Source organism: Pseudomonas sp. LPB0260, from assembly GCF_013388395.1.
The window spans coordinates 2,198,961-2,217,050 of the sequence record NZ_CP058247.1; the positions used below are offsets into that span (position 1 = coordinate 2,198,961).

At 65.3% G+C, this 18,090-nt stretch carries 15 protein-coding genes; 6 read left to right on the plus strand and 9 right to left on the minus strand.

The features are described 5' to 3' along the window. Positions 1 to 40: 40 nt before the first annotated feature. The gene (locus tag LPB260_RS09750) at positions 41 to 802 is read right to left on the minus strand and encodes a hypothetical protein (protein ID WP_208708524.1); all 762 of its coding nucleotides are present in this window, start codon (positions 800 to 802) and stop codon (positions 41 to 43) included. Positions 803 to 968: 166 nt separating this feature from the next. Between LPB260_RS09750 and sbcB the strand changes: the two genes are divergently transcribed. Continuing rightward, a complete protein-coding gene (sbcB, locus tag LPB260_RS09755; protein ID WP_256625587.1) occupies positions 969 to 2,396 on the plus strand; it encodes an exodeoxyribonuclease I in 1,428 nt (475 codons plus the stop codon). Positions 2,397 to 2,784: 388 nt separating this feature from the next. Here sbcB and mvaT read toward each other — a convergent pair whose 3' ends face one another. Continuing rightward, the gene (gene mvaT / locus LPB260_RS09760; protein WP_208708526.1) at positions 2,785 to 3,159 is read right to left on the minus strand and encodes a histone-like nucleoid-structuring protein MvaT; all 375 of its coding nucleotides are present in this window, start codon (positions 3,157 to 3,159) and stop codon (positions 2,785 to 2,787) included. A 340-nt stretch (positions 3,160 to 3,499) separates the two neighbouring features. On the opposite strand from mvaT, the gene purU reads away from it, so the two are divergent. The 3 genes from purU to LPB260_RS09775 all read left to right on the plus strand — a co-directional run bounded on the left by purU (position 3,500) and on the right by LPB260_RS09775 (position 5,120). Beyond that, complete coding sequence (gene purU, locus LPB260_RS09765) at positions 3,500 to 4,351, plus strand: formyltetrahydrofolate deformylase (protein ID WP_208708527.1); 852 nt, start codon at positions 3,500 to 3,502, stop codon at positions 4,349 to 4,351. A 48-nt stretch (positions 4,352 to 4,399) separates the two neighbouring features. Continuing rightward, a complete protein-coding gene (locus LPB260_RS09770) occupies positions 4,400 to 4,822 on the plus strand; it encodes a CBS domain-containing protein (RefSeq protein WP_208708528.1) in 423 nt (140 codons plus the stop codon). A 109-nt stretch (positions 4,823 to 4,931) separates the two neighbouring features. Further along, on the plus strand, positions 4,932 to 5,120 hold the full coding sequence (locus LPB260_RS09775) for a hypothetical protein (RefSeq protein ID WP_208708529.1): 189 nt from the start codon (positions 4,932 to 4,934) through the stop codon (positions 5,118 to 5,120). Between the two features lie 44 nt (positions 5,121 to 5,164). On the opposite strand, the gene LPB260_RS09780 is transcribed toward LPB260_RS09775, so the two are convergent. Beyond that, a complete protein-coding gene (locus tag LPB260_RS09780; RefSeq protein ID WP_208708530.1) occupies positions 5,165 to 7,042 on the minus strand; it encodes a methyl-accepting chemotaxis protein in 1,878 nt (625 codons plus the stop codon). 145 nt (positions 7,043 to 7,187) lie between these two features. Between LPB260_RS09780 and LPB260_RS09785 the strand changes: the two genes are divergently transcribed. Further along, entirely contained in the window at positions 7,188 to 8,690 is a 1,503-nt protein-coding gene (locus LPB260_RS09785) for a helicase HerA-like domain-containing protein (protein ID WP_208708531.1), read from the plus strand. Between the two features lie 94 nt (positions 8,691 to 8,784). On the opposite strand, the gene LPB260_RS09790 is transcribed toward LPB260_RS09785, so the two are convergent. Continuing rightward, positions 8,785 to 8,997, minus strand: coding sequence for a hypothetical protein (locus LPB260_RS09790; RefSeq protein WP_208708532.1), 213 nt, complete (start codon positions 8,995 to 8,997; stop codon positions 8,785 to 8,787). A gap of 604 nt (positions 8,998 to 9,601) precedes the next feature. On the opposite strand from LPB260_RS09790, the gene LPB260_RS09795 reads away from it, so the two are divergent. Next, on the plus strand, positions 9,602 to 10,732 hold the full coding sequence (locus tag LPB260_RS09795) for a M14-type cytosolic carboxypeptidase (RefSeq protein ID WP_208708533.1): 1,131 nt from the start codon (positions 9,602 to 9,604) through the stop codon (positions 10,730 to 10,732). A 15-nt stretch (positions 10,733 to 10,747) separates the two neighbouring features. Here the strand turns inward: LPB260_RS09795 and LPB260_RS09800 are convergent, their stop codons facing one another. From LPB260_RS09800 to LPB260_RS09820, 5 genes are all read right to left on the minus strand, one after another. After that, positions 10,748 to 12,148: a diguanylate cyclase domain-containing protein gene (locus LPB260_RS09800; protein ID WP_208708534.1), complete on the minus strand. Its 1,401-nt coding sequence runs from the start codon at positions 12,146 to 12,148 to the stop codon at positions 10,748 to 10,750. Positions 12,149 to 12,435: 287 nt separating this feature from the next. Continuing rightward, complete coding sequence (gcvT, locus tag LPB260_RS09805; RefSeq protein WP_208708535.1) at positions 12,436 to 13,557, minus strand: glycine cleavage system aminomethyltransferase GcvT; 1,122 nt, start codon at positions 13,555 to 13,557, stop codon at positions 12,436 to 12,438. Between the two features lie 124 nt (positions 13,558 to 13,681). Further along, the gene (locus LPB260_RS09810) at positions 13,682 to 15,058 is read right to left on the minus strand and encodes an L-serine ammonia-lyase (RefSeq protein ID WP_208708536.1); all 1,377 of its coding nucleotides are present in this window, start codon (positions 15,056 to 15,058) and stop codon (positions 13,682 to 13,684) included. A gap of 75 nt (positions 15,059 to 15,133) precedes the next feature. Beyond that, entirely contained in the window at positions 15,134 to 16,387 is a 1,254-nt protein-coding gene (gene glyA / locus LPB260_RS09815) for a serine hydroxymethyltransferase (protein WP_208708537.1), read from the minus strand. 61 nt (positions 16,388 to 16,448) lie between these two features. After that, complete coding sequence (locus LPB260_RS09820; RefSeq protein ID WP_208708538.1) at positions 16,449 to 17,825, minus strand: sodium:alanine symporter family protein; 1,377 nt, start codon at positions 17,823 to 17,825, stop codon at positions 16,449 to 16,451. Positions 17,826 to 18,090 lie beyond the last annotated feature (265 nt).

Here is an 18,090-nt window from a genome sequence, read left to right on the forward strand (position 1 = left end):
CGAGCCCGGTGCCTCGGGTGCGTGGCTAGCGAGCCAGTGCTCACTTGGCCACGGGTAACACGCCGAAGATGGTGCGGTAGAGCACGCCCATGGCGACCACGAACAGCGGAACGCTCCAGATCAGGCCGATACCCAGGGGAAGGACGGCGACCAGGTTGATCAGGCAAAGCAGCAGGAACAGGCCGAAGACCTTGAACCAGTGCTGGCTGATGGCCTTGCGCGAGGCTTCCAGGGCTTGCCAGGGCGACAGGCGCCGTTCGACCACCAGGGGGATCGCCAGCAGATAGGCGATGGACAGATAGACGCCGGGAATGACCAGCAGCATAGAACCCAGGTTGACCAGTACCAGCATGATGATGGCGGTGATGATCAGCGGCAGGCTGCGCCCGAGGTGGGCGAACACCTCGCTGAACCTGACCGGTTGATCGGCCGCCCGGCGGATGCCGACCATGTTGATGCCGGCCATGAAGGGGTAGGCCAGGGAGGTGATCAGCAGGGACAGCAGCATCGTGGCGACCATCAGGGTCGTCACGTCGTGGCTGATCATCAGCACGAAGCTGAACGCCTGGCTGAGGACCAATCCGCACAACATCAGGGCCACGAAGCAGGCGATGAAACCGCCGATGATGATGCCTTTGGTGCCTTCGACACGCTGCCAGGATTCGCTCAGCAGTTCGCCGATACGGAAGTCGTAACCGCGGCTCAGGGCCTGCTCGATGCTCGGTGCCTGGGCATCGCCACGGGCCTCCTGCAGGTCGCTGGTCGGCGCGGCGTAGGGGTTGGGGCTGGTGATTTCGCTCATGGGACATCCTTGTGCGCGAGTTGATCGAGGCAGGCACTCTAGCCCCGCGGGCATGCCGAGGACAAGGCGCGCGCCGGTGCGGCGTGCGCTGGCGCAAGGTTCGCTGGCGACGATCCGTCGTGGCCTGGATGCTAGACTGCCGCGGCCTCTGACTCAGGACAGCCACGTGACTTCCATCTTCTGGTACGACTACGAAACCACCGGCATCGACCCGCGACGCGACCGCCCCTTGCAGGTCGCCGGCATTCGCACCGACGAGAATCTCCGGGAAATCGGCGAGCCGCTTAACATCTACTGCCAGCCCAGCGACGACATCCTGCCGCATCCGGCTGCTTGCCTGGTCACCGGCATTACCCCCGGGCGGCTGGCGCAGCAGGGCCTGGGCGAGGCCGAGTTCATGAGCCGCGTGCACGCCGAGCTGGCGCAGCCCGGCACCTGCGGCGCCGGTTACAACAGCCTGCGTTTCGACGACGAGGTCACGCGCTACAGCCTCTACCGCAACTTCTTCGACCCCTATGCCCGCGAATGGCAAGGCGGCAACAGCCGCTGGGACCTGATCGATCTGCTGCGCACCGCCTACGCCCTGCGCCCAGAGGGCATCGTCTGGCCAGAGGAGGAGGGCCGCGTCAGCCTCAAGCTGGAGCGCCTGACCCAGGCCAACGGCATCGACCATGGCCAGGCCCACGATGCCCTGTCCGACGTGCGCGCGACCATCGCCCTGGCGCGTCTGCTGCGCGACCGGCAGCCGAAGCTATACGACTACCTCTATCAATTGCGCAGCAAGCAGCGCGTGCTCGATCAGATTCGCCTGCTACAGCCCTTGGTGCACGTGTCCGGCCGCTTCGCCGGCTCTCGCCATTACCTGGCGCTGGTCCTGCCCCTGGCCTGGCACCCGCGCAATCGCAATGCCCTGATCGTCTGCGACCTGCAGGCCGATCCGACGCCCCTGCTGGCGGAAGATGGGGAAACCCTGTGCCGGCGTCTGTACACCCGGCGCGAGCAGTTGGCCGAAGGTGAGCTACCGGTGCCGCTGAAGTTGTTGCATATCAACCGTTGTCCGGTGGTGGCGCCGTTGAAGGTATTGCGCGACGAGGATATTCAGCGCCTGCAGTTGGATATGTCGACTTGTCAGGCGCGGGCCAAGCAGCTCGCGGACACTCAAGCACAATGGCAGGACAAACTTGCCCAGGTTTACCGCGAGGAAGACTTCGCCGCGAGCGAGGACCCGGAGCAGCAGTTATACGAGGGATTTATCGGCGATCGCGACCGGCGACTGTGCGAGCAGGTACGTAATGCCGAGCCGCAACTCTTGGCCAGACAGAGTTGGCCGTTTGACGATGCGCGGCTGCCGGAGTTGCTGTTCCGCTATCGTGCGCGGAATTGTTTCTCCAGTTTGACCGAGGCCGAACAACAGCGCTGGCGTGAGTTCTGCCAGCTGCGATTAAGCCGGGCCGAGTACGGGGCGCCGAATACCCTGGCGAATTTCGAAGCGGCGGTGGCGGAAATAATCCCGACGGCGTCACCGGAGCAGCAGGCGATATTGGCCGAATGGCAAGGTTACGCGCAGCAGTTGCGTGAGCGATACGCGCTTTAAAAAGAACGCCGGCGCGGGTTACTGGCGCTGGTGCATGGCTCGCCATAATTAGACTGCGTGGTCGGCGTTCGATACTGGTCGGTCAATAGCGCTCGCATTGTTGTTGCGGGAGTCTCGCCGGCGAACGGCGAGTCGGATATTCCCTGCGTTTCGGGTTGCTTCGAGCACTAAGGCAGTCTTCGCTCCAGTGCTGGACGAAGTTGCGCTATTGGCGATAGCCGCGGTCGGCCTACTGTTTGCGCTGAGGGGCTTTCTGCCAAGCCGTTATGGCGATAGCCCGCGCGGATGTCGCTGAACCAGTGTCGATGCGCACATTCCTGCCGCCATAAAAAAACGCCAGCATGGCCGGCGTTTTTTTATGTGCTGAGAAGCAACCTAGTAGCGGGGATCAACCCAGCAGGGTGGCCCAGCTTTCTACGGTGTCGGCGCCCCACTTGGCTTTCCACTCTTTCAGAGTCTTGTGGTTGCCGCCTTTGGTTTCAATCACTTCGCCAGTGTTGGGGTTCTTGTACTGCTTTACCTTGCGCGCGCGCTTGGCGCCAGCGGGCTTGGTGGCGCGGCCGGCCTTGCTGACCTTGGCTTCGGGATCGAGCAGGGCGATGATGTCGCGCAGGGACTTCTGGTATTCGCCCATCAGTGTGCGCAGCTTGCCTTCGAATTCCAGTTCTTTCTTCAGTTTGTCGTCTTGCGACAGGGTTTTCAGGCGCTCTTGCAGTTCTTTGATGGCTTCTTCGGCAGCGCGATATTCGTTGATCAGCGACATGGGATTTCCTTGGTACGCAAGTGGCAGATGGCTAAGTGTCAGTAATAATAGTCAGGCACTTTTCACAAGTAAACTGCTTTGTTGAAAATTGCCAGTGGGCGTCATATTTAGTTGCGCTTTTAGCCGCGAACTAACTCCTGGCTGCGGCAGCTGAGGTAATTGTCTGCGGCGCGTAAACCTCGTGGCCGCGACGGCAAACTCCCAGCGACTCAGTCTTGTCCGTGGTTTGGCGGTTGCCTCAGGCCATTGCAGGTGTTTTTTCGACGCCACCGCCGCGCTACTGCAGTTTTTCCGCGTGCTGGCTAGAATGGCCGCCTTTGCGAAAACTCTGGAGTCTCTAATGCGCACTTTTCGTCTGGTCATTGCCTGCCCGGACCGCGTCGGTATCGTGGCCAAGGTCAGTAACTTCCTGGCGACCTATAACGGCTGGATTACCGAGGCGAGCCATCACTCGGATACCCAGAGCGGTTGGTTCTTCATGCGTCATGAGATTCGTGCCGATTCGTTGCCGTTCGATATAGACGGCATGCGCCAGGCGTTTGCGCCTATCGCCCGGGAGTTTTCCATGGAGTGGCGGATTACCGATTCGGCGCAGAAGAAACGGGTGGTGCTGATGGCCAGCCGTGAATCGCATTGTCTGGCGGACTTGTTACACCGCTGGCACAGCAATGAACTCGACTGCGATATTCCCTGTGTCATTTCCAATCATGACGACTTGCGCAGCATGGTCGAGTGGCATGGTATTCCCTACTTCCATGTTCCGGTCGACCCCCAGGACAAACAGCCGGCCTTCGCCGAAGTGGAACGGCTGGTCAAGGCGCATGCGGCCGATGCCATCGTCCTGGCCCGCTACATGCAAATTCTGCCCGAGCAACTCTGCGCCGAGTTCGCCCAGCGGGTGATCAACATCCATCACAGCTTCCTGCCGTCGTTCGTCGGCGCCAAGCCCTATCACCAGGCGTCGCTGCGCGGGGTGAAGCTGATCGGCGCCACTTCGCACTACGTCACCGAGGAGCTGGATGCCGGACCGATCATCGAACAGGACGTGGTGCGGGTGAGCCACCGCGACAGTGTCGAGGAAATGGTTCGCCTGGGTAAGGATGTGGAGAAAATGGTGCTGTCCCGTGGACTACGCTATCACTTGGAAGACCGGGTGCTGGTACACGACAACAAGACGGTGGTGTTCGACTGACACTTGCTGACGTGGGCCGCTTGGGGTGGACGATACAGGAGTTCGCTAATGCTCAAGTCAATCAAGGTGCGGGATTACATGACGCGCCACCTGGTGACCTTTCGGTCCGACACCGATCTGTTCACCGCCATCAACCGCCTGCTGGAGCACCGCATTTCCGGTGCCCCGGTGGTCGACTCCCAGGGCCATCTGATCGGTTTGCTGTCCGAGGGCGACTGTCTGCGCGGGATACTCTCCGGCGCCTACTACGAGGCCATCGGCGGCACGGTCAGCGGCTATATGGTCACCGAGGTGGAGACCATCTCGCCAGAGGTCGACATCATTGAAGTCTCCCAGCGCTTCCTGCGCGGCCGTCTCGGGCGCATTCCGGTGATCGAGGGTGGTCGGCTGGTCGGCCAGATCAGTCGCAGCGATGTGTTGCGCGCGGTCAAGGAGTTCGCGCAGCACGAGCAGGGCGCCAAGCAGGAGTAGGCCCGCTGGCCACTGGGCGCGCGACTGGGATTGGCTGCGCCTTGCGCCGAAGCCGGGCGCGGCGGATGCTGCAAGGCGACTCGCCCCGTTAGCCACCGAGAATGAAGTCATGACCGATCCACTCGAACGCGCCACCTCCAGGCCGCCGCCGACGCTCGGCGAGGGATGCGTGCGGCGTTACGACCCAGAGTCCATGGATGACAGCGTCGGCAGCGATTTTCCCGGTGCCGCCGAACTGTGGCAGCAGCTGCAGACTGAACAGGCGCAGGCGCAAGAAGCAAAACCGCCGCGCAAATGAATCGGGGCGCTGTCTGAGCGCCCCGTTGTCGTTTCCCGGCGGGATCAGATGCGGAAGCTGTCCACCAGCTGCTTCAGGCGCGCGGCCTGCTGCTCCAGGTCACCGCAGGCACGCAGGGTGGCGTGGAGGTTCTCCACACCCTCCTGGTTGAGGGTGTTGATCTCGGTGATGTCCATGTTCAGCGACTCGATCACCGAGGTCTGCTCTTCGGTGGCGGTGGCCACCGACTGGTTCATGCCGTCGATCTCGCCGATGCGCTGGGTCACGCTGCTCAGGCGCTGGCCCGCCTGGTTGGCGATCTCCACGCTTTCCTCGCTGTAGCGCTGGCTCTCGGTCATGGTGGTGACCGACTCGCGCGAGCCGACCTGCAGTTCCTCGATCATGCTCTCGATTTCCTGCGCCGACTCCTGGGTACGGTGGGCCAGGTTGCGCACCTCGTCGGCGACCACGGCGAAGCCCCGGCCCGCTTCGCCGGCCCGCGCGGCCTCGATGGCGGCGTTGAGTGCCAGCAGGTTGGTCTGCTGGGAGATGCTCTTGATCACCTCGAGGATCTGGCCGATGTTTACCGTCTTGCCGTTCAGCGTCTCGATGTGGCTGCAGGAGCTGCTGATCTTGCTCGACAGGTCGTTCATCGCGCGGATGGTCTGTTCCACCACCTGGCGGCCGTCCTCGGCCTGGCCGCGGGCATCGGAGGCCTGGGTCGAGGCATCGGCGGCGTTGCGGGCGATCTCCTGGGCCGCGGCGCCCAGCTCGTTGATCGCCGCGGCCACGCTGTTGGTGCGACTGGCCTGCTCGTCGGAGTTGAGCATCGAGGAGTTGGAGGCGTTGACCACCAGCTTGGCCACCTCGTTGACCTGGATGGTGGCCGAGGACACCTCGCGGATCGAGGCGTGAATCCGCTCGACGAAACGGTTGAACGACTTGGCCAGCTCACCGAACTCGTCGTTGGACTGGATCGCCAGGCGCTTGGTCAGGTCGCCTTCGCCCTGGGCGATGTCCTGCATGGCCTTGCCCATCACGCGCAGCGGCTGCATCAGCACGCGGATCAGCATGCTCAGCAGCAGGATGATCAGCACCACGGCGATCAGGGTGGCGACAATGGCCGAGGCGCGGAACTCGCTGAGCATCGCATAGGCCTTGGCCTTGTCGATGGACAGGCCGATGTACCAGGAAACCGAAGGCAGGCCCTTGACCGGGGTGAAGGTGAACAGGCGGGTATTGCCATCCACTTCGGTCTCGCTGAAGTCGCTGCCGATACGCGGGGTGTCCTGGGGGAACACCTCCTTGAGGCTCTTCATCACCAGCGCCTGGTCCGGGTGCACGAGAATCTTGCCGTCGGCGCTGACCAGGAAGGCGTAGCCGATGCCGTTGAAGTCCAGCGAGTTGATCAGGTTGACCAGGGTGCTCAGGCCCAGGTCGCCGCCGACCACACCGGCGGGCTTGGCCGGCGTGGCGATGGTGATGGTCAGCTCGTTGGTGGAGGCATCCACGTAGGGTTCGGTGAGGGTGGTGCCACCGGCGGCCATGGCGTCCTTGTACCAGGGACGGGTACGCGGATCGTAACCCGCCGGCAGATCGCTTTCCGGACGCGAGGTGAAGGTGCCGTCGTCGCCGCCCAGGTAGGCGAAGGCGAAGGTCGAGGCCAGCGCACGTTGTTCCAACAGGCTGACGACCTTGTCATTTGCCGCCTCCCGGGTTATCGACTGGGCCGTGCTCTCCACCAGCAGGATGCGTCCGGACAACCAGTTCTGGATGGTGCCGGCGGTCACCTCACCCATCTCGTGCAGGTAGTTCTCCAGGTTGGCGCGGATCGCGTTGCGCTGCAGGTAGTCGTTGTACAGGGTGAACAGGGAGAAGGCCGCGATCACCACCAGCGAGGCGGCGAGCAGGATCTTGTGGCTGAACTTCAGGCTGTGGGTCATGGCTTATGCTGTCCGTTAGAGGCGGCTGCCAGTCTGGGCTGGCTTGAGGTTTCATGCGGTGCCGGAAATGGGGGCTGTCCAGGCGGCCAGCACTCCCCTTGTGTCGGCATTCGTGGACGAAAGCTTTAACTTGGGAGACACCGAAATGTCCGTATCCGAACAGTTCATTTTTGGCGCCGACAGTTCCGGCCAGCCGGTTGCGCAGCCCCTGCGCCTGGCCAACCGGCACGGGCTGGTCGCGGGGGCGACGGGCACGGGCAAGACGGTGACCCTGCAACGCCTGATCGAGGGTTTCAGCGATGCCGGGGTGGCGGTATTCGCCGCCGACGTGAAGGGCGATCTCTGCGGTCTGGGCGCCGCCGGCGCGCCCCAGGGCAAGGTGGCCGAGCGCATCGCCAGCATGCCCTGGCTGGACCACCGGCCGACGGCCTACCCGCTCACCCTGTGGGATATCCACGGCCAGAGCGGGCACCCGCTGCGTACCACCCTGAGCGAGATGGGGCCCTTGCTGCTCGGCGCGCTGTTGGAGCTGACCGACAGTCAGCAGGCCGCGCTCTACGCCGCCTTCAAGGTGGCCGACCGCGAAGGCCTGCTGCTGCTCGACCTGAAGGATCTGAAGGCCTTGCTGGCTCATCTCAAGGCCCATCCCGAGGTGCTCGGCGACGACAGCGCATTGTTCACCTCAGCCTCGGCCCAGGCCTTGCTGCGCCGCCTGGCGGGCCTCGAGCAGCAGGGCGCCGAGGCCCTGTTCGGCGAACCGGCCCTGCAGCTCGAGGACATCCTGCATCCCGATCGCGATGGTCGCGGGCGCATTCATCTGCTCGACGCCAGTCGCCTGGTGCACGAAGCGCCCAAGGTCTACGCGACCTTTCTGTTGTGGCTGCTGGCCGAGCTGTTCGAGCAGCTGCCCGAGCGCGGCGACGCCGACAAGCCGGTGCTGGCGCTGTTCTTCGACGAGGCACACCTGCTTTTCGCCGACACCCCCAAGGCCTTGCAGGAGCGCCTGGAGCAGGTGGTACGGCTGATCCGCTCGAAAGGTGTCGGGGTGTATTTCGTCACCCAGTCGCCCAGCGACCTGCCCGATGACGTGCTGGCCCAGCTCGGCCTGCGCATCCAGCATGGCCTGCGTGCCTTCACCACCAAGGAGCGCAAGGCCCTGCGCGCGGTGGCCGACGGCTTCCGCGCCAATCCGGCGTTCGACACCCTGAGCCTGCTGACCGAGCTGGGCATCGGCGAGGCCCTGGTCGGCACCCTGGAGGACAAGGGCACGCCGGCCCTGGTCCGGCACGTGGCCATTGCCCCGCCGCAGTCGCGTATCGGCCCGCTGAGCGAGCAGGAGCGCGCCGCACTGATCCGCCAGTCGCCCCTGGGTGGGCGCTACGACCAGGCGGTCGACCGCGAGTCGGCCTATGAGCTGCTGTCTGCCCGTGCCGCCAAGGCCAGCGCCGAGGCCGCCGAACTGCAGGCGCAGCAGGTCAGTGAGAAAGCCGACAAGTCGACGGCTGGAATCGGCGGCATGGCCGGTGGATTGCTCGGCAGCCTGGCCAGCCAGGCGGTGAAGAGCGCCGTGCGCCAGGCCGCCAACCAGATCGGTCGGCAGCTGGTGCGGGGGCTGATGGGCTCGTTGCTGGGCGGTAAGCGCCGCTGATCAGGCAGCCTCGCAGGCCGGCCCGGCCCTGGCAGGGCCTGGTCGGTCATGCGGATCAGTCGCCGGTGCCCGCGGCAACGGCGCGTCGGCGCCGTCAATCTTGCGATTTTTCGGCTTTGCTCTGCAGGTCTTTTTCGATCTTTTCCAGTTCTTTCTCGAATGCTTGATCGAGAAGATTGGCCTTCTTGCGCCAAGGCTTGCGCTCGGGATCAGGTTGAGCGGCGTAGGTAATGACTTCCCCGCCGTATACGTCCTTGTAACGCTGCGCCTGGCGCTCGAGTTCGGCGCGCAGTTCGTCTTTCGTCACGTGGTTACCCATGGTCTGTAACTTATGAGGTGACAACGTAAGGCTGCCTGCCTTACTGCTACGGTCACCGTTTGCGGTGCAGTCAAAGCTGCTTTGATTTTATTGAGTGTATTTGTAACAGGTTTATTGAGTGATAAATCCAATAATAAACAACGACTTAGGTTGTTTACGGGGCTTATTACGGCGCTTTCTATGGGCGCGGTAATAATTATGGCGAACACTCGCTAAAAGTCTAGCGCTGTCTTGAATTCAGTTAAGAACAGTGTGTGTGGCCTGTCACGAAAATCGTTTGCCGGCGATCGCCCAAGTAACACTGCGATATTGATTCGTGCTAGGGATAAGGCTGTAGCGTGACCGCCCGGTCGTTATATTGTCGCCGCAGTCAACGGTATTTTTCTTGAGACTTTCCGCTCGCCTAACTTCGCCGACAAGAATGCGGCGGCCCGCTTTGCGCTCTTTGCCGCGGACTGCGGCGGCGCTCGAGTTGTCCCCCGAGCGTGATACGGGACCTGGTGCTCAGGTATATGTCGCATTCAACGTTTCCAAGGGCCGGCCGAACTGCGATCCTCGCGGACTTCGGCAACCCCTTGCGCCTGAGGTAAGCATGCTCATCAGCTCCGACTTCGACAGCGGCAATATCGAGGTACTCGACGCCAGCAATCCACGGCAGGTTCGGCTCGCCATGCGCCCGGACCTCAATAGCCATCATTTTCAGTGGTTCCACTTCAAGGTGGCGGGCATGAGCCCCGGCCAGCGCTACGGCTTCAGCCTGTGCAACGCCGGCCAGTCGGCCTACAGCCACGCCTGGAGCGGCTACAACGCCGTCGCCTCCTATGACCAGGTCAACTGGTTCCGCGTGCCCAGCCGCTTCGAGGAGGGGGCGCTGCAGTTCGAGCTCGAGCCGCGCGAGGCCCAGGTCTGGTTCGCCTACTTCGAGCCCTACAGCCGTGCCCGCCACGACTGGCTGATCGGCCAGGCGTTGGAGAAGGCCGGGGCCGAGTTGTTCGCCTGCGGCAAGAGCATCGAGGGCCGGGACATCCAGTTGTTGCGGATCAGCCGCACGCCCCAGGCCACGCGCAAGATCTGGATCATCGCCCAGCAGCATCCCGGCGAGCACATGGCCGAGTGGTTCATGGAAGGGTTGATCGAGCGTCTGCAGGACCCGGACGACGCCGAGCTGAATGCCCTGCTGGCTCAGGCCGAACTGTACCTGGTGCCGAACATGAACCCCGATGGCGCCTTCCGCGGGCACCTGCGCACCAACGCCGCCGGCAAGGACCTCAACCGTGCCTGGCAGTCGGCCAGCGAGGCCGAGAGCCCCGAGGTGTTCTTCGTCCAGCAGCAGATGCGCCGGGTCGGTGTTGATCTGTTCCTCGACATCCACGGCGACGAGGAGATTCCCCACGTGTTTACCGCCGGTTGCGAGGGTAATCCCGGCTACAGTCCGCGCCTGGCGGCGCTGGAGGATGAATTCAGGCGTCGCCTGGTGGACATCGGCGCGGAGTTCCAGACCGCCTTCGGCTACCCCCGCGACGAGCCGGGCCAGGCCAACCTGACCCTGGCCTGCAACGCGGTCGGCGAGGAGTTCGACTGCCTGTCGTTCACCATCGAGATGCCGTTCAAGGACCACGACGACAATCCCGAGCCGCTGACGGCGTGGAGCGGTCGGCGCTCGAAACGTCTGGGCCATGATGTGCTCAGCGTGGCGGCGGCGATGGTCGGCACGCTGCGCTGATCGGCTCGTCGGCGGTTAGCCGGGGAGCGTGGCTGCGCCGTTGTCTTCGGCGGGGCCAGGCAGGGTGCGCAACTGAAAGCAGTTGCCGCCGCTGCCTTTGGCGCCGTACATGGCGTCATCGGCGTGCTTGAGCAGTTGCTCGACCGTATCGCCGTGCTCGGGGTAGAGGGCGATGCCGATGCTGGGCAGGATGCACAGGGGCTGGCCGCCCAGGTCCATGGGCAGGTTGAGCAGGCGGCGAATCTTCTCCGCCAGGTGCGCCGCTTGCTCCGGCGTCTGTATGCTCTCGAGCAGCACCACGAATTCGTCGCCGCCGATCCGGGCAACCGTGTCGACGCCGCGCACGCACTGCTTGAGGCGGCTGGCCACCTCCTGCAGCAGCAAGTCGCCGGCGGCATGGCCGAGGCTGTCGTTGACCTGCTTGAAGCGGTCCAGGTCGAGGTACAGCAGGGCCATTCTGTCCTGTTCCCGCCGCGCCCGTTCCAGGGCCGTCTTCAGGCGATCATGCAGCAGGCCGCGATTGGGCAGCTGGGTCAGCTGATCGTACTGCGCCATGTGCCGCAGGCGGGCCTGCAGCTGCTTGCGCTCTATCGCGGCGGCCACCTGATTGGAGACGAACTGCAGCAGTTCGGTGTCCTTTTCGCTGTACTGCGCGCCGCCGCGGTAGCTCTTCAGCGCCAGGGCGCCGATGACGCCGCCCGGCGAATTGAGCGGCACGCCCAGCCAGCACAGGGCGTCCTGGTCGGTGCTCGGCCGCAGCGGCTCGGCCGCCTTGCTCTGGGTTCCGGGGCTCAGCAGCAGCGCCTGGCCGCTGCGGATCACCTCGGCGCAGAGCGCGCCTGCGGTCGAGTTGCCGGACGCGTCGGACTGGTCGCGCTCATCGACGTGATAGGGAAAGCTCAGCCGGTCGTGGAGCGCATCGTATAGCGCCACGGAAAAGTTCTGCGCCGGCAGCAGCTCGCCGATGATCTGGTGAATCTGCCGGAACAGGGCCAGCAGGTCCTCGGCGACGTGCGCCGCCTCGGAGATGGCGTAGAGCGCGGCGTGCAAAGACTCGGCCTGCTTGCGCTCGGTGATGTCGCGGGCCACGGCAATGCGCAGCTGGTCGGACTCCGACCAGCGGGCCGACCACATGATGTGGGCGATCCGGCCGTCCTTGTGTCGGTAGCGGTTCTCGAAATAGGGCTTGGCCTGCCCGGCCATGATCTCGCGCGCTGTCTGCAGGGTCCTTTCTCGATCCTCGGGCAACACCAGGTCGATCATGTTCATGCCGATCATTTCTTCCGGGCGATAGCCGAAGATGCGCTCGCAGGCCGCGCTGACGAACACGAAGTGGCCCTCGGCGTCGACCGCGCACACGGCATCGAGCAGCAGGTCCATGAATCCGGTGGGCGGCGAATAGGGGCTCGTGTCCATAGGCGCTACGTACTGCCTCACTGGCTCGGCGTTATGTCTGGAGCCCGACCGGGCCTTGGCCGCTTGGGCCGCCCCATTGCAGCGGGCGAAGATCCAGCGGTCCGCGGTGGCGGCGGGTATCGCGTTGGGCAGAATGACTCGAAAGGTCCGGGCACGCAGTGGCGGGGACTTACCCTGCATTCTGGCCATCAGATTGCGATCGGGCAAGCCGTGAGGCGTGCAGCGGGGGCTCTAGCGCGAGTGATGCGCCGGAAGGCCCTCGCCGGCAGGCGGCGAGGGCCGGGGGATCAGCCGCGGTAGTAGCGCTGCGGCACGAAGGGGGTCTTGGCCACTTTCATGGCCACGCGCTTGCCGCGCACCAGCGCCCAGACCTCGCTGTCCACCGCCACATGGCTGCTCTGCACGTAGCCCATGGCCACAGGCGCGCCGAGGGTCGGGCCGAAGCCGCCGCTGCACACCTGGCCGATCACCTGGCCGTCGGCGTCGACGATTTCCGCGCCTTCGCGCACCGGCACGCGCTCCTGCGGCAGCAGGCCGACGCGCTTGCTGGCGACGCCTTCACGCAGCTGGGTGAAGATCCGCTCGGCGCCGGGGAAGCCGCCGGCACGGGCGCCGTCGGCGCGGCGGGCCTTGGAGATGGCCCACAGCAGGCTGGCCTCGATCGGCGTGGTGCTGGTGCTCATGTCGTGGCCGTACAGGCACAGGCCGGCTTCCAGACGCAGCGAGTCGCGCGCGCCGAGGCCGATGGCCTCGACTTCCGGCTCGGCCAGCAGGCTGCGGGCCAGGGTCTCGGCGTGCTCGGCCGGCACCGAGATCTCGTAGCCGTCTTCGCCGGTGTAGCCGGAGCGGCTGACGTAGCAGTCGACGCCGAGCAGGCGCACGGCGGCGAACTGCATGAAGGTCATCTTCGCCACTTCCGGGGCCAGGCGCGCCAGCGCGTCGACGGCCTTCGGGCCCTGCAGGGCGAGCAGGGCGCGGTCGAAGTGCGACTCGATCTGGCACTGGCCGGCGATGTGCTGCTGCAGGTGCATCAGGTCCTGCTGCTTGCAGGCGGCGTTGACCACCAGGAACAGGGTGTCGTCGCCCAGGTTGGCGACCATCAGGTCGTCGAGGATGCCGCCGTTCTCATCGGTGAACATGGCGTAGCGCTGCATGCCCACCGGCAGGTCGATGATGTCCACCGGCACCAGGGTTTCCAGGGCCTTGGCGGCCTCGGCGCCGCGCAGGACGATCTGGCCCATGTGCGAGACGTCGAACAGGCCGGCCTGCTCGCGGGTGTGCAGGTGCTCCTTCATCACGCCGAGCGGGTACTGCACCGGCATGTCGTAGCCGGCGAACGGCACCATGCGCGCGCCCAGTTCCAGGTGCAGGGCATGCAGAGGGGTTTTCGCCAGGGTTTCGGTGGTCATGCAATGTCTCCGGTAGGGTGCGCCGAGCGCACCGTTAAAGATCTGGGTGCGCCGTGCGCACGGGTAGGGCGTTGGTGCGTGGGCGCACGGGTAGAGCATTGGTGCGCATAGCGCACCCTACAAATCAGCATTCGATGATGTTGACCGCTAGGCCGCCGCGGGCGGTTTCCTTGTACTTGCTCTTCATGTCGGCGCCGGTCTGGCGCATGGTGCGGATCACCTTGTCCAGCGAGACGAAGTGCTGGCCGTCGCCGCGCAGGGCCATGCGGGCGGCGTTGATCGCCTTCACCGAGCCCATGGCGTTGCGTTCGATGCACGGCACCTGGACCAGGCCGCCGATCGGGTCGCAGGTCAGGCCGAGGTTGTGCTCCATGCCGATCTCGGCGGCGTTCTCCACCTGCGCCACCGTACCGCCGAGCACTTCGCACAGGGCCCCGGCGGCCATCGAGCAGGCCACGCCGACCTCGCCCTGGCAGCCGACCTCGGCGCCGGAGATCGAGGCGTTCTCCTTGTAGAGGATGCCGATGGCCGCGGCGGTGAGCAGGAAGCGCACCACGCCGTCCTCGTTGGCGCCGGCGATGAAGCGCATGTAGTAGTGCAGCACCGCCGGCACGATGCCGGCCGCGCCGTTGGTCGGGGCGGTCACCACGCGGCCGCCGCTGGCGTTTTCCTCGTTGACCGCCAGGGCATAGAGGTTGACCCAGTCGAGCACGCTGAGCGAGTCGCGCAGGGCCGCTTCCGGGTGCTTGCACAGCTGGCGGTGCAGCGCGGCGGCGCGGCGCTTGACCTTGAGCCCGCCGGGCATGATGCCCTCGTTCTGGCAGCCGGCCTCGACGCAGTCCTGCATCACCTGCCAGATCTTCAGCAGGCCTTCGCGGGTTTCCGCCTCGGGGCGCCAGGCGGTCTCGTTGGCCAGCATCACCTGGCTGATCGACAGGTTGTGCTCGGCGCAGTGGGCCAGCAGCTGCTTGGCGGTGGTGAAGGGGTAGGTCAGGGGCGTGCGGTCCTCGACGATGCGGTCGGCGCCGGCGGCTTCCTCGTCGACCACGAAACCGCCACCCACCGAGTAGTACTCGCGCGAACGGATCTGCAGGCCGGCGCCGTCGAAGGCGCGGAAGATCATGCCGTTGGGGTGGTAGGGCAGGGGCTTGCGGATCATCGCCAGGTGTTCTTTCTCGACGAAGCGGATCGCCTTTTCGCCGAGCAGCTTGAGCTCACCGGCCTTGCGCATCGTCGCCAGGCGCGAGTCCACCGTGCGCGTGTCGACGGTGTCCGGTTGCTCGCCCTCGAGGCCGAGCAAGACTGCCTTGTCGCTGCCATGGCCCTTGCCGGTGGCGCCGAGCGAGCCGTACAGCTCGACCTTGATGGATTCGGTGCTGGCGAGCAGGTCGTCGCGGCGCAGGCCTTCGACGAAACGCACGGCGGCGCGCATCGGCCCGACGGTGTGCGAGCTGGAGGGGCCGATGCCGATTTTGAACAGATCGAAAACGCTAAGTGACATGCTGATCTCCGGCTTCTGGCGGTACGGGCGGCGCGCCCAGGAATGGACGCGCTCCGGGCCAGGAAGCGACCTTATCTATTCAGCGTAGACCGGGAAGGTGGCGCACAGGTCCGCGACCTGACCACGGACCCGCTCGATCACGCTGGGGTTGTCCATCTCGTCGAGGATGTCGCAGATCCAGCCGGCCAGCTCACGGCACTCGCCCTGCTTGAAGCCGCGGGTGGTCACCGCCGGGGTGCCGATGCGGATGCCGGAGGTGACGAACGGCGACTGTGGGTCGTTCGGCACGGCGTTCTTGTTCACCGTGATATGCGCCGCGCCGAGCGCCGCGTCGGCGGCCTTGCCGGTCAGGCCCTGCTTGATCAGGCTGAGCAGGAACAGGTGGTTGTCGGTGCCGCCGGAGACCACCTCGTAGCCGCGGCCGACGAACACCTCGGCCATCGCCTGGGCGTTGTCGATCACCTGCTGCTGGTAGGCCTTGAAGCCGGGCTCCAGGGCTTCCTTGAAACACACCGCCTTGGCCGCGATCACGTGCATCAGCGGGCCGCCCTGGGCGCCCGGGAACACCGCGGAGTTGAGCTTCTTCTCGATCTCCTCGTTGGACCTGGCCAGGATCAGGCCGCCGCGCGGGCCGCGCAGGGTCTTGTGGGTGGTGGTGGTGACCACGTCGGCGTAGGGCAGCGGGTTGGGGTACAGGCCGGCGGCGACCAGGCCGGCGACGTGGGCCATGTCGACGAACAGCAGCGCCCCGACCTGGTCGGCGATGGCGCGGAAACGGGCGAAGTCCAGGGTCCGCGAGTAGGCGGAGAAGCCGGCGACGATCATCTTCGGCTGGTGCTCCACGGCCAGGCGCTCGACCTCGGCGTAGTCGATCAGGCCGTTCTCGTCGATGCCGTACTGCACCGCGTTGTACAGCTTGCCGGAGGAGCTGACCTTGGCACCGTGGGTCAGGTGGCCGCCGTGGGCCAGGCTCATGCCGAGGATGGTGTCGCCCGCGTTGAGCAGGGCCAGGTAGACGGCGGCGTTGGCCGAGGAGCCGGAGTGCGGCTGGACGTTGGCGTAGTCGGCGCCGAACAGCTGCTTGGCCCGTTCGATGGCCAGTTGCTCGACCTTGTCGACGTGCTCGCAACCGCCGTAGTAGCGCTTGCCCGGGTAGCCCTCGGCGTACTTGTTGGTCAGCCCGCTGCCCTGGGCCTGCATCACGGCCGGGCTGCAGTAGTTTTCCGAGGCGATCAGCTCGATGTGGTCCTGCTGGCGGCTCTCTTCGGCGGCGATGGCGTGGGCCAGGGCCGGATCGTAGTCGTTGAGGGTCAGGCTCTTGTGGAACATGGGAGAGGTCCTTGGCGAAGGGCGCGACCGTGAACCGGCCGCGCCAGGGTCATGCGAGGGGTTAGCGTTGTACGACAGCGGCGCCGCCGACGCTGGCCTTGTTGGCGAAATGGTCGCGGGTCAGCTTGACCACCACCGGGCTGAGCAGCAGCAGCGACAGCAGGTTGGGCAGTGCCATCAGGCCGTTGAGGGTGTCGGCCAGCAACCAGGCGAAGTCCAGTTGGGCGATGGCGCCGAACGGCACGGCCAGCACCCAGATGATGCGGAACGGCATGATCGCCTTGGTGCCGACCATGAACTCCCAGCACTTCTCGCCGAAGTAGCTCCAGCCGAGGATGGTGGTGAAGGCGAAGACCACCAGGGCGATGCTCAGCAGGGCGCCGCCGAAGCCGGGCATGGCCGCTTCGAAGGCCGCCGCCGACAGGGCCGCGCCGCTCTCGCCGCTGGTCCACACGCCGGAGGCGATGATCGCCAGGCCGGTCATGCTGCAGATGATGATGGTGTCGATGAAGGTCCCGAGCATGCCGATCATCCCCGAGCGCACGGCGCTGTTGGTGATGCCGGCCGCCTGGGCGATGCCGGCGGTGCCCAGGCCCGCCTCGTTGGAGAAGATGCCGCGGGCCACACCGAAGCGGATCGCCGCCATCACCGCCGCGCCGGCGAAGCCACCGGCAGCGGCGATCGGGCTGAAGGCGTGGGTGAAGATCAGCTCGAAGGCGCCGGGGATGGCGTCGGCGAAGGCCACCAGCACCGCCACGGCGGCGACGATGTAGGCCACGCACATGAACGGCACCAGGGTCGCGGCGACCTTGCCGATGCGCTGGATGCCGCCGAGGATCACCAGGCCGACCAGCACCATGCTGACCAGGCCGGTGGCCCACAGCGGGATGTCGAAGGTGCTTTCCAGGGCGTGGGCCATGCTGTTGACCTGGACCATGTTGCCGATGCCGAAGCCGGCCAGGCCGCCGAAGATGGCGAAGGCGGTGCCCAGCCACAGCCACTTCTTGCCCAGGCCGTTCTTGATCGCGTACATCGGCCCGCCGACGTGCTCGCCGCGGTCGTCCTTCTCGCGGTAATGCACCGCCAGCACCACTTCACAGTATTTGGTGGCCATGCCGACCAGGGCGGTGCACCACATCCAGAACAGCGCGCCGGGGCCGCCGAGGAAGATGGCGGTGGCCACGCCGGCGATGTTGCCGGTACCGACGGTGGCGGCCAGGCAGGTCATCAGCGCCTGGAACGGGCTGATCTCGCCGCTGGCCGCATCGTCCTTCTTGCGGCCTTGCCACATCAGGGCGAAGCCGGCGCCGATCTTGCTCAGCGGCATCAGCTTCAGGCGCAGCATGAGGAACAGACCGGTACCGAGGATCGCCACCAGCATCGGTGGGCCCCAGACCAGGCCGTTGATTTGATTGACCAGAGAGGTGATGAATTCCATGTAACGCTCCTTTTCTTGTTGTTAGGGCGCAGGGGTGGCCTGCTTCGAATAAGGGCTGTCGTGCGGTTGTGCCGCGATGGGAATTGCTGTTTTGCGCTAAACGATCCGCCGTGCAACGACGAACCGGTTGTGGGTGCGCGCTGTGTGCCATGGGTTTGCCGACACAGGGACGCACACCGCGCACCCACAAACTCCTGCCGGCCTCGAGCCGCTCAACGCCGCTCGAGGCCACTGTTGGCTGGCCCGGCATGCGCCGGGCCAGGGG

Coding starts and splice junctions, on each gene's coding strand:
- purU (WP_208708527.1), top strand. CDS start 3,500: ATGCGCACTTTTCGTCTGGTCATTGCCTGCCCGGACCGCGTCGGTATC.
- LPB260_RS09775 (WP_208708529.1), top strand. CDS start 4,932: ATGACCGATCCACTCGAACGCGCCACCTCCAGGCCGCCGCCGACGCTC.
- LPB260_RS09820 (WP_208708538.1), bottom strand. CDS start 17,825: ATGGAATTCATCACCTCTCTGGTCAATCAAATCAACGGCCTGGTCTGG.
- LPB260_RS09800 (WP_208708534.1), bottom strand. CDS start 12,148: ATGGACACGAGCCCCTATTCGCCGCCCACCGGATTCATGGACCTGCTG.
- LPB260_RS09770 (WP_208708528.1), top strand. CDS start 4,400: ATGCTCAAGTCAATCAAGGTGCGGGATTACATGACGCGCCACCTGGTG.
- LPB260_RS09750 (WP_208708524.1), bottom strand. CDS start 802: ATGAGCGAAATCACCAGCCCCAACCCCTACGCCGCGCCGACCAGCGAC.
- LPB260_RS09780 (WP_208708530.1), bottom strand. CDS start 7,042: ATGACCCACAGCCTGAAGTTCAGCCACAAGATCCTGCTCGCCGCCTCG.
- LPB260_RS09795 (WP_208708533.1), top strand. CDS start 9,602: ATGCTCATCAGCTCCGACTTCGACAGCGGCAATATCGAGGTACTCGAC.
- LPB260_RS09810 (WP_208708536.1), bottom strand. CDS start 15,058: ATGTCACTTAGCGTTTTCGATCTGTTCAAAATCGGCATCGGCCCCTCC.
- gcvT (WP_208708535.1), bottom strand. CDS start 13,557: ATGACCACCGAAACCCTGGCGAAAACCCCTCTGCATGCCCTGCACCTG.
- mvaT (WP_208708526.1), bottom strand. CDS start 3,159: ATGTCGCTGATCAACGAATATCGCGCTGCCGAAGAAGCCATCAAAGAA.
- glyA (WP_208708537.1), bottom strand. CDS start 16,387: ATGTTCCACAAGAGCCTGACCCTCAACGACTACGATCCGGCCCTGGCC.
- LPB260_RS09785 (WP_208708531.1), top strand. CDS start 7,188: ATGTCCGTATCCGAACAGTTCATTTTTGGCGCCGACAGTTCCGGCCAG.